Annotated in this window: 18 protein-coding genes; 16 read left to right on the top strand and 2 right to left on the bottom strand. The window is 52.7% G+C overall.

The window, feature by feature from the left end:
• Window positions 1-30: 30 nt before the first annotated feature.
• Complete coding sequence (gene rlmF / locus ACT3UM_RS13715; RefSeq protein ID WP_498899617.1) at window positions 31-969, bottom strand: 23S rRNA (adenine(1618)-N(6))-methyltransferase RlmF; 939 nt, start codon at window positions 967-969, stop codon at window positions 31-33.
• 113 nt (window positions 970-1,082) lie between these two features.
• Between rlmF and ACT3UM_RS13710 the strand changes: the two genes are divergently transcribed.
• From ACT3UM_RS13710 to ACT3UM_RS13650, 13 genes are all read left to right on the top strand, one after another.
• Window positions 1,083-2,597 carry an alkaline phosphatase D family protein gene (locus ACT3UM_RS13710; protein ID WP_498899615.1) on the top strand — a complete coding sequence of 505 codons (1,515 nt, stop codon included), beginning with the start codon at window positions 1,083-1,085 and terminating at the stop codon, window positions 2,595-2,597.
• Between the two features lie 300 nt (window positions 2,598-2,897).
• A complete protein-coding gene (locus tag ACT3UM_RS13705; RefSeq protein ID WP_498899613.1) occupies window positions 2,898-3,305 on the top strand; it encodes a VOC family protein in 408 nt (135 codons plus the stop codon).
• 153 nt (window positions 3,306-3,458) lie between these two features.
• Window positions 3,459-3,878, top strand: coding sequence for a DUF899 family protein (locus tag ACT3UM_RS13700; protein WP_498899611.1), 420 nt, complete (start codon window positions 3,459-3,461; stop codon window positions 3,876-3,878).
• Window positions 3,878-4,402: a GNAT family N-acetyltransferase gene (locus ACT3UM_RS13695; RefSeq protein WP_498899809.1), complete on the top strand. Its 525-nt coding sequence runs from the start codon at window positions 3,878-3,880 to the stop codon at window positions 4,400-4,402. The genes ACT3UM_RS13700 and ACT3UM_RS13695 overlap by 1 nt, the downstream gene beginning before the upstream one ends.
• Window positions 4,403-4,528: 126 nt before the next feature.
• Window positions 4,529-4,786, top strand: a complete 258-nt coding sequence (locus ACT3UM_RS13690) for a GFA family protein (RefSeq protein ID WP_498899609.1) — start codon at window positions 4,529-4,531, stop codon at window positions 4,784-4,786.
• 4 nt (window positions 4,787-4,790) lie between these two features.
• Window positions 4,791-5,432 carry a SagB/ThcOx family dehydrogenase gene (locus ACT3UM_RS13685; RefSeq protein WP_498899607.1) on the top strand — a complete coding sequence of 214 codons (642 nt, stop codon included), beginning with the start codon at window positions 4,791-4,793 and terminating at the stop codon, window positions 5,430-5,432.
• A gap of 20 nt (window positions 5,433-5,452) precedes the next feature.
• A complete protein-coding gene (locus ACT3UM_RS13680) occupies window positions 5,453-5,677 on the top strand; it encodes an addiction module protein (RefSeq protein WP_498899605.1) in 225 nt (74 codons plus the stop codon).
• 331 nt (window positions 5,678-6,008) lie between these two features.
• The gene (locus ACT3UM_RS13675; protein WP_498899603.1) at window positions 6,009-6,383 is read left to right on the top strand and encodes a VOC family protein; all 375 of its coding nucleotides are present in this window, start codon (window positions 6,009-6,011) and stop codon (window positions 6,381-6,383) included.
• A gap of 63 nt (window positions 6,384-6,446) precedes the next feature.
• Complete coding sequence (locus ACT3UM_RS13670; protein ID WP_498899601.1) at window positions 6,447-7,019, top strand: isochorismatase family protein; 573 nt, start codon at window positions 6,447-6,449, stop codon at window positions 7,017-7,019.
• A 114-nt stretch (window positions 7,020-7,133) separates the two neighbouring features.
• Window positions 7,134-7,679 (top strand): macro domain-containing protein, encoded by a 546-nt coding sequence (locus tag ACT3UM_RS13665; protein ID WP_498899599.1) that lies wholly within the window; start codon window positions 7,134-7,136, stop codon window positions 7,677-7,679.
• 491 nt (window positions 7,680-8,170) lie between these two features.
• Complete coding sequence (locus ACT3UM_RS13660; protein ID WP_498899597.1) at window positions 8,171-8,590, top strand: GFA family protein; 420 nt, start codon at window positions 8,171-8,173, stop codon at window positions 8,588-8,590.
• 228 nt (window positions 8,591-8,818) lie between these two features.
• Window positions 8,819-9,046 carry an addiction module protein gene (locus ACT3UM_RS13655; protein WP_498899595.1) on the top strand — a complete coding sequence of 76 codons (228 nt, stop codon included), beginning with the start codon at window positions 8,819-8,821 and terminating at the stop codon, window positions 9,044-9,046.
• On the top strand, window positions 9,046-9,336 hold the full coding sequence (locus tag ACT3UM_RS13650) for a type II toxin-antitoxin system RelE/ParE family toxin (RefSeq protein ID WP_498899592.1): 291 nt from the start codon (window positions 9,046-9,048) through the stop codon (window positions 9,334-9,336). Before ACT3UM_RS13655 ends, ACT3UM_RS13650 begins: the two co-directional genes overlap by 1 nt.
• Here the strand turns inward: ACT3UM_RS13650 and ACT3UM_RS13645 are convergent.
• On the bottom strand, window positions 9,315-10,223 hold the full coding sequence (locus ACT3UM_RS13645; RefSeq protein WP_498899590.1) for a LysR family transcriptional regulator: 909 nt from the start codon (window positions 10,221-10,223) through the stop codon (window positions 9,315-9,317). The genes ACT3UM_RS13650 and ACT3UM_RS13645 overlap by 22 nt on opposite strands.
• A 159-nt stretch (window positions 10,224-10,382) precedes the next feature.
• Between ACT3UM_RS13645 and leuC the strand changes: the two genes are divergently transcribed.
• From leuC to leuB, 3 genes are read left to right on the top strand one after another with little or no spacing between them, the layout of a single operon-like run.
• The gene (gene leuC, locus ACT3UM_RS13640) at window positions 10,383-11,834 is read left to right on the top strand and encodes a 3-isopropylmalate dehydratase large subunit (protein ID WP_498899588.1); all 1,452 of its coding nucleotides are present in this window, start codon (window positions 10,383-10,385) and stop codon (window positions 11,832-11,834) included.
• A gap of 3 nt (window positions 11,835-11,837) precedes the next feature.
• Window positions 11,838-12,485 (top strand): 3-isopropylmalate dehydratase small subunit, encoded by a 648-nt coding sequence (gene leuD / locus ACT3UM_RS13635; protein WP_386077940.1) that lies wholly within the window; start codon window positions 11,838-11,840, stop codon window positions 12,483-12,485.
• Between the two features lie 35 nt (window positions 12,486-12,520).
• The gene (gene leuB, locus ACT3UM_RS13630) at window positions 12,521-13,600 is read left to right on the top strand and encodes a 3-isopropylmalate dehydrogenase (protein WP_498899586.1); all 1,080 of its coding nucleotides are present in this window, start codon (window positions 12,521-12,523) and stop codon (window positions 13,598-13,600) included.
• The last annotated feature ends 89 nt before the right edge of the window (window positions 13,601-13,689 follow it).

Below are 13,689 nucleotides of genomic sequence, written 5' to 3'. Positions count from 1 at the left end.
CGCATAATGATGCGCTACCTCACGAACGGCTCACATAAATGTCCAGGCCAATATCCTCGTGATCTTATTTCCCTGCTTCATCTCTATTTCCCGTACGTCAACGGCACCGAGCTTACGAATCAGCTTCTTGGCAGGCTTAACATTGTCGGCTTTTGAGACCAGGCTGCTAAACCATCGGCATTGAGTTGAATACGCTTGGCTTTCTCTTATTAGCTTTTTAAGAAACAGCTGTTCGCCCCCCTTGCACCAAAGTTCTGCCCCCAGCCCGCCGAAATTCAGACTGGGAGATTTGGTTTTTGCTTTTTGTTCATCGCGACTACGCGCAAGGTTATTGAGTTTACGCTGGTTACCTTTAAGTGCTTCATCGAGCGAGGTATGGAAGGGCGGGTTGCATACGCTGACGTCAAAGAACTCCCCAGGTTGAATGATCCCTTCAAAAATATGGTTTTTATCGTGTTGCGTGCGCAGCGTGAAGCGATCTTTGAGCGTGGGATTGTGGGTGATAATCGTGGCGACGTTCTCAAGCGACTGAGGGTTAATGTCGCTACCGACACACTGCCAACCATAAATTTGGCAGGCCAGTAGCGGGTAGATCCCATTGGCTCCAGTGCCTATATCGAGCAGCTTAATGCTGGGCTGTTCATGCCCAAGCCCAATTAAGTCCGCCATGTAATGGATATAGTCGGCTCTGCCTGGGATGGGAGGGCAAAGCGCGCCCTCTGGAATATCCCAATCGACAATGTTGTAGTATCGATTTAATAACGCGGCGTTGAGCGTTTTTACTGCCTGTGGGTCTGCGAAATCGATGGAAAGGGCGCCATGAGCGTTCGGTTTCACATGGGAGGCTAGTGCTGGGTGGTTTTTCACCAGAGCCGGAAAGTCATAGCCTTGGTTGTGTAGATTCTTCGGGTGCAGGCCTTTGCGAACAGGCTTGGTATTGCTTTTTTCACTTTGAGGGTGGTTGTTCACAGTATTAGGCCTGAGGCTTGGCGTTCAGTAGTCGAGCGGGTTTGGCTTAGTCCGTGATTATAACCTTAGAGGTTGTAAAGATGTCATCTTGAATGGACAAGAAGGAGAATCTCATGACAGCAAGGTTAATCGTAGGCCCGTTACTTGGGTTTGAAGGCAACGACATCTATACCGTTTGCTTCCTCACGGGCAAGGAAGTGTCGTCGACAGCCCTTGTACTCGGTGGTGACTCTATCGCAGGTAGATTGGTTGACACCCTCCCTGATGGCAAATTCTGGCGTGTGGAAGCACGTATAGAAGCTAGCGTGGGGGAGCGGGGCAGGCAGGAGCAATATCAGATTCAAGTGGACGGGAACGTCGTGACTGATTTACACGGCAGAGATAGTTGGCAATTTTATGTCCCTTCGGGCAGCGAGCGTCCAAAGTTTGCTTATGCATCCTGCAATGGGGTTTCAAAGGCCGATATCATAACGAAACTTGAAGACCCGTTTGCCTTGTGGCGGCAGATGGCTGAACTCCACCGTGATGATCCCTTCTCTCTCCTGATCATGGGCGGAGATCAAGTGTATGCAGACTCTATCTGGGAAAAAGTAACCACGCTTGAGAGTTGGTCATTATTGAAGCTGGAGAAGCAAATATTACGGATGCCCACAAAAAAGATGTCTATACAACTCGATAAATTTTATAGCAATCTTTATCGGCAACGCTGGTCGGACGAAAATATGTCCTATATGTTGGCCTCGGTTCCAAGCGTCATGATGTGGGATGATCACGATATATTCGACGGATGGGGAAGCTTTCCAAAAGAGCTTCAGCAGTGTCCGGTGTTTTCGGAAATATTTCGGTATGCGAAGAAGTATTTTGAGATTTTCCAAATACGATGTCGCTCGAACCGCTCGCTACTTATCGACGACGGTTCTCATTTCGCCTTTTGCGTTCGGTTCAGGGATTATACGATCCTAGGTCTGGATAACCGTAGCGGTCGGTCAATCCAGGAAGTGATGAGCCGCGCACAATGGCAGCAGGTCATACAGCAGTTGGCAGAAATTAACGACGGGACGCTATTTGTGATGTCAGCTGTACCTGTCATCTATCGCGACTTCTCCTTCACTGAGACCGCTTTCGATGTTACTCCGTGGGATGAAAGTTTAACAGATGATCTCAAAGATCATTGGCGCGCAAAGGAGCATCAAGGTGAACGTAATCGGCTAATCATGCGACTTCTTGATAATGCGCGACTCCGGCAGCAGGGCAAAAAATCTTCCAGAACCGTCATCCTTTCGGGAGATGTTCATGTCGGCTGCGTTGGCGTCTTGAACGATTCTCGCTGCCACCTATCGCCGTTAAAGATCCACCAAGTTGTATCTTCAGGGATAGTTCATCCGGCACCTAGTTTGATGCAGTGGTTAGGTATTGCTGCGGTGACGAACGATGATGCGGAAATTATAAATGAAGAGGGGACGATCGAGGCCAGAATGCTCAAACCAGTGGGGGCGAAACGTTACATCCGTATGCGGAACTTTGCCACTCTAGAAGAGGGCACCGACAAGAAATTGTGGGTGAACTGGATTACGGAGGATATAGTTGGATCCGAAACTGCAGAGTACCCCCTATACCCAATAAGCTGACTCTGATAGCCAGTGGCCCTAGGATAAAAGGGTGTAGTGGGCCATTATATATAGCTATTGCCATAGATAGTGAAACGTATCAATACATGATTTCATCGGATGCAGCTAGTAAAGCAGATCTACGTGCAGCAACGTTTGGCACGTTGTCAGTCTGAGCTACGGCGCGGCTAGAAACTAACATTAACAAGTCGCTATAGTACGCGGTCGATAGCGGCCAGACGCCCTTTTCATTGTGGCTTCGTCTCCATTGCAAGGGCGCTAAACTCAGCGTTATGCGTCTCAATTGGAACGGAGGCATGCATGAAGTCCATTACGACATCGCTAATGTTTGTCGGCGAGCAAGCCGGGAAGGCCGAAGAGGCAATCAGGTTCTATACCTCACTCTTTCCTGATTCAGAGGTTCTCGATATTCAGCGCTACCAAGCGGGTGAGAATGAGCCAGAGGGTTCCACCAAGATGGCTCGCTTTACGATAAACGGTACTGAGTTTCTGGCGCTAGATAGCCACCTTGATCACCAATTTACTTTCACGCCATCGATGTCATTGTATGTTGAGTGTGAATCTACGAGCGAAATTGAAAAGGCTTTTCATGCCCTAGCTGAGGGTGGCGCTGAGCTAATGCCTTTGGATGCCTACGGTTTCAGTAAGCAGTTTGGGTGGTTAAAGGATAGGTATGGCGTTTCTTGGCAGCTCAACCTGTCGAACTAAGGCTGCGATGCATCAATACTTCACCAAGCGCATCGTCATTAATTGCGGCGGTGTTGTCGATTTTGATCAGTGGCGAACGACTACTCTATGCAAAACGCATTATTCCGATGCTGCAAGCCGGAGCAACGCTGAATCTACGCGAGGAAGTCCGTCATGAGCCAGATTGAATCACCGAGAGTTGCCTCCAAAGAGGAATGGTTTCAGGCACGCAAAGCTCACTTAAAGAACGAGAAGGCGCTCACCCGTATGCGCGACCTGGTTGCCCGTGAGCGGCGCGTACTGCCATGGGTCAAGATAGAGAAGGAATACGTCTTCGACACGCTGGAAGGTAAGAAGACACTTGCCGAGCTATTTGGCGCAAACAGTCAACTGGTCATTCACCATTTCATGTTCGGCCCTGATTGGAATGCGGGCTGCCCGAGCTGCTCGTTGGAGGCGGATCATGCCGAGGGCGCCTTCGTTTATCTCGACATCACGCCAAAGGGCCGCAACGAGAAGGAAATTATGGACTGGGTTCGGCGCCACGATGAGTATGACGCGAGTCCGGCAAACGTGAGTTGTCACTCTTACTGATGATGCAGCCAATTCTGACGACAAGCAGATTAGTCATGACGCCAAGGTCGGCTGAGGATCTGGAAGCATGCTTGGCGATGGATCGAGACCCAGAAGTAACCCGGTACGTATCCGGTCCGTGGGATGACCCGGATCAGCACAGGAGCTTTGTTCTGGATAGGATGCGACAGCGATATCCACCGGGTCTGGGCTACTGGTCTGTGCGCAAACATGATGCCAGCGACTTTTTAGGCTGGATACTCTTGATTCCCTATGAGGCAGTACGCGACGAAGTCGAAATCGGATGGCGCTTTACTCGTGCAAGTTGGGGGCATGGATTCGCTACCGAAGCGGCAGCCGCCATTCTGGAACACGCCTTTGACAGTGTTTACTTAACGGAGGTCGTCGCAGACATAAATCCAATGAATTTTCCATCAATTCGAGTAGCAGAGAAAGTTGGCATGCGATGCGAAGGCAATAGAGTTTTGCATGGTACTTCGTTCCGATCGTACCGACTTAAAAGTTGCGAACGAAGTCCGGCTTAACCATTCTTTCAACCGGAAACAGTGGTGCATGCCATCGCCTAGGCCTTCACTTCATTATGTACCAGCTGCCGTTCTGCACCGCTGTTCCGTTAACTCACACGTTAGAGGCCAAGGGAGATCAAACACTTGATCACTGGAAGCTGCCATTGCAAATCGATTTGTTTCACCATTGATCGGCCCCGGCTTTCGGTGAGGCGATGCTATTGCGAGACCTGCCGTAAGCTCTCTGGCTCAGACTATTCGTCCGTAGCCCGAGTTGCGCGCGACAAGTTCACTGTTACATCAGGAGCAAAGCAATTAGTGCCCTATGAGTCACGCTCTGGAAAGCAGCGCTTCTACTGTTCCAATAGCTACAGTCCGATTTACGTCACAGTTCGGGAGTAAACGCATGGCCTTCGACTTACCTGCTCCAGAACAGCAAGACTCCCAGTCATTGGTTGGCAGTATTGCGGCTCGGCGCAGCGTGAGGGAGTACACGAATGCTCCACTACCTATAAGTGTTTTGTCTCAATTGCTTTGGTCGGCCCAGGGCGTAACAGGGCCGAATAAAAAAAGAGCCACGCCATCGGCAGGTGGGTTATATCCGCTGCACCTAAAAATTTTGGTGCAGCGAGTATCGGAACTTGAGGCCGGTATCTATGAGTATCAGGCTGAGAGCCATTCGTTAAGCCTAATGAGTGGCCGTGTTCCGGAAGGGACTGTGCAATCGCTAGGGATTGGCGATCAACCATGGTTGAAAGAATCTTCCCTTGTCATCGCGGTTACCGCGAAACTTAGCGATGCAGTTCAGCACTTTGAAGCTCAGCCACCCCAGGGAGAGCGCGGCGCTCGCTATGTGTATATGGAAACGGGGGCGCTAGCACAAAATGTCCATCTTCAGAGTACTGCTCTCGGAGTTGGTTGTGTTTTAGTGGCAGGTTTCGATGATTCAAGGGTGAAGGAAGTATTGCGATTGCCTTCAGGCTTGGAACCTACTGCGCTGCTATGCATCGGGCAGCCGCTACCCATCCGTGCCAAAATTTACGGATAAACGAACGAGAGGTTTCGCCCATGAGTCTCCAAAAAATTGAAGACGAGGCGCTCCACCTGCCAAAAGAGGAGCGAGCTCAGTTGATCCAGCGATTAATTTTGAGTCTTGAATCTCCGACAGAGGAAGAGCTGAAATCCTACTGGTTATTTGAGGCTCGCAGGAGAGCAGAAGAACTTGATAATGAATCGGTGCAAGCTGTGACCGGTGACGACGTTACGAGGAAGGCTCGATCACTGATCAAATGAACTATTTTTTCGCCCGGCAGCGGAAGCCGAGTTTCTGGAATCAGTCGGTTACTACGAGTCGAAAGTCCCAGGGTTGGGTGGTGCCTTTATAGAGAAATTTGAGGCCCTGGCCGTATTGAATGACGAGTCGCCAGAAGTTTGGCAAGTCCAGCTTGAGCCAGACATTCGCAGAGCTCCCCTTCATCGATTTCCACTATCAATCGTCTACCGAGAGCACCCTGGAGGTTTCCAGGTTCTTGATGTTGCACATGACCGGCGACGCCCATATTACTGGCTGACCAGGCTTGAACAAGGACGTTATGAGTGAGCATCCACGAGGAAGGAACCATCGATGTTTGAGGTAAAAGCAACTCAACATGTGCTGGCAGTTAACAATATCGAGAAGACTGAGAGCTACTTTCTCGACAAGCTTGGATTTTCCCTACGTTTTCGTGTGGATGGCTGGTCGTTCCTTAGCCTAGGTGATTTTCACGTAATGCTGGGGCACTGCCCGGACGAACTTCCCGCCCATGATACGCACGAGCATTCGTACTTCGCGTATGTAAACTGCGCGGGCATAGATGAGCTTTACCGTGATTATCAGCAGCGGGGCACCGAGATTTTCCAGGCAATAGCGGATAAGCCTTGGGGGCTACGTGAGTTTGGTGTAGCAACGCCTGAGGGGCATCGAATCATGTTTGGTCAAGATCTCTCGTTGGGTGACTGATGCCAGTGGCGCTATGATGTCAATAACGGTGTTGCAACGTCGACAAGCTAGCAGGAGGTGGTTATGGGTGCTTCGGAAACACTTTGCTCACAGGACGCCGTGATCGCGATTGATGTGCAGAACGATTTCTGCCCCGGTGGGGCGCTGGGCATTGAAGGTGGCGATGCGGTAGTGCCGGTGCTCAACGATTGGTTGGCTAATGCCGCCCGGCAGGGCGCACTGGCCATTGCTTCCAGGGACTGGCACCCGGTGGCACACTGCTCCTTTGTGGCCCAAGGCGGCCCCTGGCCAGCGCACTGCCTTCAGGACACCGAGGGAGCCGCCTTTCATCCAGATCTACAGTTGCCGCCGGACACCGTGCGCGTTAGCAAGGGTAGCGCATTTGATCGCGACGCCTATTCCGCTTTCGATGGCACCGGCCTTCAGGGCTTTCTTGAGAGCCGGGGTATCAAGCGCGTTTGGATTGGAGGGCTGGCCTGCGATGTTTGCGTTAAGGCTACCGTGCTAGACGCCTGCCAGTTTGGCTTTGAAACCCACCTAATTGCCAATGCCACCCGCGCAGTGAACCCGGCGCAATTGGGCGCCGTGATGGACGAGATGCGTAAAGCTGGGGCGATTATCGAAGACAACGCATGAACTGTCGGTTGAACGGAAGCGCTCTGTTCCGTCTGCACTTTCGATATTTGCCGCAGTAAAGGAAGGTCTTCACTAGCGGGCGTTACATGATGTGGGTAATAGAGGGAGGAGCTTATGAGCGATCACAGCAGAATTCGCGTGCAGTGCGTAGTGGGCGATATTGCCCAACAGTCCGATGTGGATGCAGTAGTTAATGCTGCCAATGCGCAGTTGCGAACCGGTGGCGGCGTTGCAGGCGCGCTTCATCGCGCTGCCGGGCCAGGCTTAGCAGAAGAGGGGCGGCCTATGGCGCCCATCGTCCCGGGCCAAGCGGTACTCACTGGCGGCCATAAGCTGCCCAATCGCTGGGTGATTCACTGCTTGGGGCCGGTGTACGGCGTCGATAAGCCGGAGGGTCAGTTGCTGGCGGACTGTTATCGCAACGCACTGGAACTTGCCGATGAAAATGGTATTGAGCGGCTGGCCTTTCCGGCACTCTCTACTGGCGCCTTCGGCTACCCAGCGGAAGAGGCCGCTCAAGTGTGCGCGGCTACCCTTGAAGTCATACTGCCCAGCTTGCATAAAGTGCAACTGATCCGCTTTGTCCTGTTCAACGAAGCGGCTCGGCATACCCTTTACCAAGCCCTGGCTCAACGCTTAACCATCGACGCAGTAGGCTAATGGGTTCACCCACTATTTGCCTTTCACCGGTGGTGAAAAGCTTTAGGTCTTACCAGGAGCATCGCATTGAGCACGTTCAAAAGCCTTCTAACCCTCGGCTTCGTCTTCCTCGCTAACGGCATAACATTCCTTATTGTTGGCTTAACCACTCATTTGACGACGCTTTGGGTGATTAGCCCCTCGTTTATGGTGCTTGGCATTATTTTTTTAGCTATTTCCAAGTCTCGCAAGAACGCTCAAGACAGTTCGCCTTACCCTTGAGGAGGTGGGAGCTATGGCAGTTGGGGCGCCAACCCGTGTCCGCTCTTTGCTTCTCGTCATCCAGAGATGAAATGACGCTATGAAAAGAAGAGTTTCTACCCATTTGATCCAAGATACACGCGCCCGTAGCGGAAAGTCCTCATAGATTAAAGGGGGGCCAATATTGAGGGGGCAATTTTGAGCTATCTTGGCTTTTGAGGGTTAAACACGAACAACTGAAGGAGACAAACATGGCATCCACCACACAGCTTCATGGGGCCTGTCTTTGCGGAATTGTCAGCGTTACTGTTGCCACCAACAGCAATCATGTCGGCGTTTGTCACTGCTCGATGTGTAGAAAGTGGGGTGGTGGCCCGTTGTTTGCGGTTGAGTTTGCTGGTGATGTGGACTTTAAAGGCTCCGAGCATATATCCACCTTCAGTTCCTCGGAGTGGGCCGAGCGTGGTTTCTGCCAGCAGTGTGGTACCCATCTCTTCTATCGCTTAAAGCAGGATGGGCATTACGCGCTACCCGTTGGGCTTCTTGATGGCGCGGATGATTGGAAAATAACCGAGCAAATATTTATCGATCAAAAGCCGCGCTACTATTCACTAGCAGAAAAAACTAAGCTGCTGACCGGCGAAGAAGTGTTCGCCCAGTTTGGTGAATAGGTAGGCAGTTCAGGAGGTGGCGAAACGGTGTCCGGAGGCATCTAAGCTAAACCCCGGCACCGCTTCGCGCTGCTTTCGCGCCGGGCCGCCGTCGCGGGTGCGCTTCGCTTACCACGCGCTACGAAAACCCGTCAATCCAGCTTTGTGCACAAATCGTAGCGTGGGTCAGTTCGATCTACTGGTGCCCCAGTACCGTGTATACTTTAAGGCAAATGCCGGAGGTGATCTATGCAGGTGTCACTTAAGCAGCTAGAAGAGCAGGCTTTAAGCCTTAATGCTGAAGAAAGGGCAAAATTAGCAGAGGTGATGCTTGAATCATTGAAAGCACCTCTTGCTGAAATTGAAGAGGCTTGGGCTCATGAAATCGAGCAGCGCGTGGTAGCCTATGATAAGGGGCTTATTGAGGCTTACGCTGCTGAAGATGTTTTTGCTGAAGCCCGGCATCTTGCCAAGTAATGCGTGTAAAATTTATTGCGCCTGCGCGGCGGGAATTCCTCAAGGAAGTGGTCTACTACAATGAGCAGCAGGCAGGGCTAGGTGCAGCATTTGCTTCGGATATTGAAGAAGCAACTGCCCGAGCTTTGGAGTTTCCTGAATCTGGGTCTCCAGCTACACAAAATACTAAACGGGTGTTCGCTAAAAAATTCCCATTTTCTGTCGTTTATCGACCAGACAGTGACGGCATTATTGTGTTCGCTGTTGCTCACCATGCACGTCGTCCTGGTTATTGGGCGTCACGTATATAGATACTCTCACCCCGCGTATTTTCCAGCTCCTCAATCATCATTCGCGCCGCATTGGAGAGCGTTCGGTTGGTATGCACCAAGTACCCCAGCGGGCGGTAAATAGGCGGGGTGTCTACTTTTAGCTCTACCAGTTCGCTGTCGATCATTTTTTCCGGTAGTAGGCTCCAACCTAACCCCACGCTGCACATCATCTTTAGCGTTTCTAAATAGTTGGTTGCCATGCTCACCGGCAGTTCCAGGCCCGCTTGGCTAAAACGCTGCGCGATAAGGGATCCTGTAAAGGTCTTCGCCCCCGGCATTACGCAGTTGTATTCGCACAGATCAGTCAGTGACAGAATGCTTTGAGAGACCGGGTGGGTAAGAGGGTGATCGATAGCGCAGGCAAAACAGAGCCGGTCACGCCACAGTTCCACGACCTGTAGTTGCTCATGAGGGTGGGGCGCTAGCGTTACCACGGCCATTTCCAACGTGCCATCCAGCACGCCCTGGTAAGCCTGTTCGGAATCCAGAAAGTGCAGGTCTAGCGTGACCTCCGGGTGGCGCTGGGTGTACTGCTTTAATAACGGCGGTAAGCGGTGCAGGCCAATATGGTGGCTGGTGGCCAGGGTCAGCTTGCCGCCTACTTGGCCAGAAAGGTTGGCCAGTGCCCGGCGGCTATCTTCTACGCTAAACAGTATCCGCCGCGCTTGGGGTAGCAGCACGCTACCGGCTTCGGTTAACGCAATACGCCGACCAATACGATCAAACAGTCGTGTACCCACCTGGGACTCTAGCGTGGCAATGCGTTTGCTTACCGCAGGCTGTGTCAGGTGCAGCTGTTCAGCCGCCCGTGAGAAACTTTGTGTATCTGCCACGGCCAAAAAGGCTTGTAGGCTTTGGGTATCCACGGGCTGCTCCCTAATTAGCTATTCCAGTTTGGAATCTAAACTATGAATAACATGAATTGCTTTTATGCGCGAGTCGCGTGAAACTGACTGCACAAGCAATTCAAGCAGCCCATAGAGGCGGCCATACCGAACTAGCAGGGCACTGCCCAGGAGAGTCACATGTCAGGCCAAACCCTTTACGACAAGCTTTGGAATCAACACTTGGTGAAGCAGCGCGATGACGGCACTGCGTTGATCTACATTGACCGCCAGTTGCTTCACGAAGTGACTTCGCCCCAGGCGTTTGAAGGGCTGCGTTTAGCCAACCGCAAGCCGTGGCGTTTGGATGCCAATTTAGCCACGCCTGACCATAACGTGCCAACGACCATTAAAGAGCGGGCCGAGGGCAACAGCGGGATTAAAGACCCAGTGTCGTTGATTCAGGTGCAGACCCTGGATGACAACTGCCTTGAGTACGGCATCGAAGAGTTCAAAATCAACGACCCTCGCCAGGGGATCGTGCACGTGGTTGGCCCTGAGCAGGGCGCAACCCTTCCGGGAATGACCGTAGTGTGTGGCGACTCCCATACCGCCACCCACGGCGCTTTTGGTGCTTTGGCCCACGGTATCGGTACCTCTGAGGTCGAACACGTGATGGCGACTCAGTGCTTGCTGGCGCAAAAAATGAAGAATATGCAGGTGCGCGTGGAAGGCGAATTAGGTCTGGGTGTGACGGCCAAAGACGTGGTGCTGGCCATTATCGGCAAGATCGGTACCGCAGGCGGCACAGGCTACGCCATTGAGTTTGCCGGCAGTGCGATTGGATCGCTCTCGATGGAAGGCCGCATGACCGTGTGCAATATGGCCATTGAGGCGGGTGCACGGGTCGGTTTGATCGCCGTAGACGACACCACTATCGATTATCTTGGTAAGCGCCCCTTTGCACCGACCGCTGAACAGTGGGAAGCCGCAGTAGCCGACTGGCGCAATCTGGTCTCTGATGACGATGCGCAGTTCGATAAAGTGGTTACTTTGCAGGCTGAAGAGATCGAGCCACAGGTGAGCTGGGGTACCAGCCCGGAAATGGTCACCGGCATTTCCGGCCAAGTGCCCGACCCGTTAGCCGCGCTGGATGAAACCGTACAGCGCAGCCATACGCGAGCGCTTGAGTATATGGGCCTTCAGCCCAACCAGAAAATTACCGACATTAAGCTGGATAAGATTTTTATCGGCTCCTGCACTAACTCGCGTATCGAAGACCTGCGCGAAGCCGCCAAGGTGGCCAAGGGCAAAAAAGTCGCTGACTCCATCAAGCTTGCCATGGTGGTGCCGGGCTCTGGCTTGGTGAAGCGCCAGGCAGAAGCGGAAGGGTTAGATAAAATCTTTATTGAAGCGGGTTTTGAGTGGCGTGAGCCGGGCTGCTCCATGTGTTTGGCCATGAACGCGGATAAGTTGGGTGCCGGCGAACACTGCGCTTCGACCTCTAACCGCAACTTTGAAGGCCGTCAGGGCTACGGTGGCCGCACCCACTTGGTCAGCCCTGCCATGGCCGCAGCAGCGGCAATCGCCGGTCACTTTGTTGACGTTCGCAGCTTGCCTGCCAACGACGCCACTCACGCTCAGGAGGCCTAAGCCATGAAAAAATTTGAACGTTTTGAAGGTGTGGTTGCGCCCCTTGATCGCGCCAACGTCGATACCGATTTGATTATCCCGAAGCAGTTTTTGAAGTCGATCAAGCGCACCGGCTTTGGCGTTAACCTGTTTGACGAATTGCGTTACTTGGATGAGGGGCAGCCGGGGCAGGATTGCTCGCAGCGCCCGCTCAATCCTGATTTTGTCTTGAATCAGCCGCGCTTCAAAGGTTCTGAAGTGCTGCTGGCGCGGCGCAACTTTGGTTGCGGTAGCTCCCGCGAGCACGCACCTTGGGCGCTGGAAGATTTTGGCTTTAAGGTGGTAATTGCACCTAGCTTTGCCGATATTTTCTACAACAACTCTTTCAAGAACGGCATTCTGCTGATTACCTTCCCAGAGGATGTGATCGATAGACTGTTTGCCGAGGTAGAAGCTAATGAAGGCTACCAATTGGATGTGGACTTGGAGAACCAGCGGGTCATTACCCCAAGCGGCGAGATTTTAGAGTTTGAAGTGGACGAGTTCCGCAAGCACTGCTTGCTGGAAGGGCTGGACGATATCGGTCTGACGCTAAAAGATGAAGACGCCATTCGTGCCTTTGAGCAGAAGCATAAAGCTGCGCGCCCCTGGTTGTTCCGTCAGTCTGCCTAAGCCAGTCTCCAATAATTAAATGCTAAGGATTTTGCATGACACATAAGGTTTTGTTACTGCCGGGTGATGGTATTGGCCCCGAAATTGCTGCTCAGGCGGCACGTTTGTTGAAGGCGTGCCAGGAAGCGGGCTTGGATATTGAGGTAGAAGAAGGCCTGGTGGGTGGCTCTGCCTATGATGTGCATGGCGACCCGCTGCCTGCGGAAACCCTGGAAAAAGCCAAAGCGGCCAGCGCGATTTTGCTAGGTGCGGTGGGTGGCCCCAAGTGGGATAAAATCGAAGATCTTTCCAAGCGACCCGAAAAGGGCCTGCTGGGACTGCGTAAAAATTTAGGTCTGTTCGGCAACCTGCGCCCGGCCATGCTCTACCCGCAGTTGGCCAGTGCCTCCAGTCTTAAGCCTGAGCTGGTAGCAGGTTTGGATATCATGATCGTACGCGAACTCACCGGCGGCATCTACTTCGGTCAGCCCCGGGGCATTGAAGTACGCAACGGCGAGCGGGTGGGTTTTAACACCTATGTCTACTCCGAGAGCGAAATTGAGCGCATAGGTCGCGTTGCCTTCGAAATGGCCCAAAAGCGTGGCAAAAAGCTCTGCTCCGTCGATAAAGCCAACGTGCTCGAAGTCACTATTTTGTGGCGCGAAGTGATGGAGCGTTTGGCGCCGGAATACCCGGATGTAGAACTTTCCCATATGTACGTGGATAACGCTGCCATGCAGCTGGTGCGTGCGCCCAAGCAGTTTGACGTGGTGGTCACCGGCAATATGTTTGGCGATATTCTTTCTGACGCCGCCGCGATGCTCACCGGCTCTATCGGTATGCTGCCATCTGCTTCACTGAACGAAAGCGGGCAGGGCATGTACGAGCCATGCCACGGCAGCGCGCCGGATATCGCCGGTCAGAACGTAGCTAACCCCCTGGCGATGATGCTGTCGGTGGCCATGATGCTACGCTACTCGCTGAACGAGAATGCCATGGCAGAGCGTATTGAAGCCGCCGTGGGCAGCGTATTGGATAATGGCTTGCGTACTGCTGATATTGCGTCAGAAGGAATGCAAACCATTGGCACCGATGCTATGGGCGATGCGGTGTTGGCGGCGTTTGCTAAGCAGTGAGTGAAGCCGTCGGGCTACTCCGGCGATAGGGCTACGAGGGGGCGCTGTGAACCCCTCCCTGGGCGCTACATTTGCCACTGACCGCCATG

Source organism: Halomonas sp. AOP13-D3-9 (assembly GCF_052379125.1).
Classification (GTDB): domain Bacteria; phylum Pseudomonadota; class Gammaproteobacteria; order Pseudomonadales; family Halomonadaceae; genus Vreelandella.
This window is presented reverse-complemented; position numbering and strand designations above follow the sequence as displayed.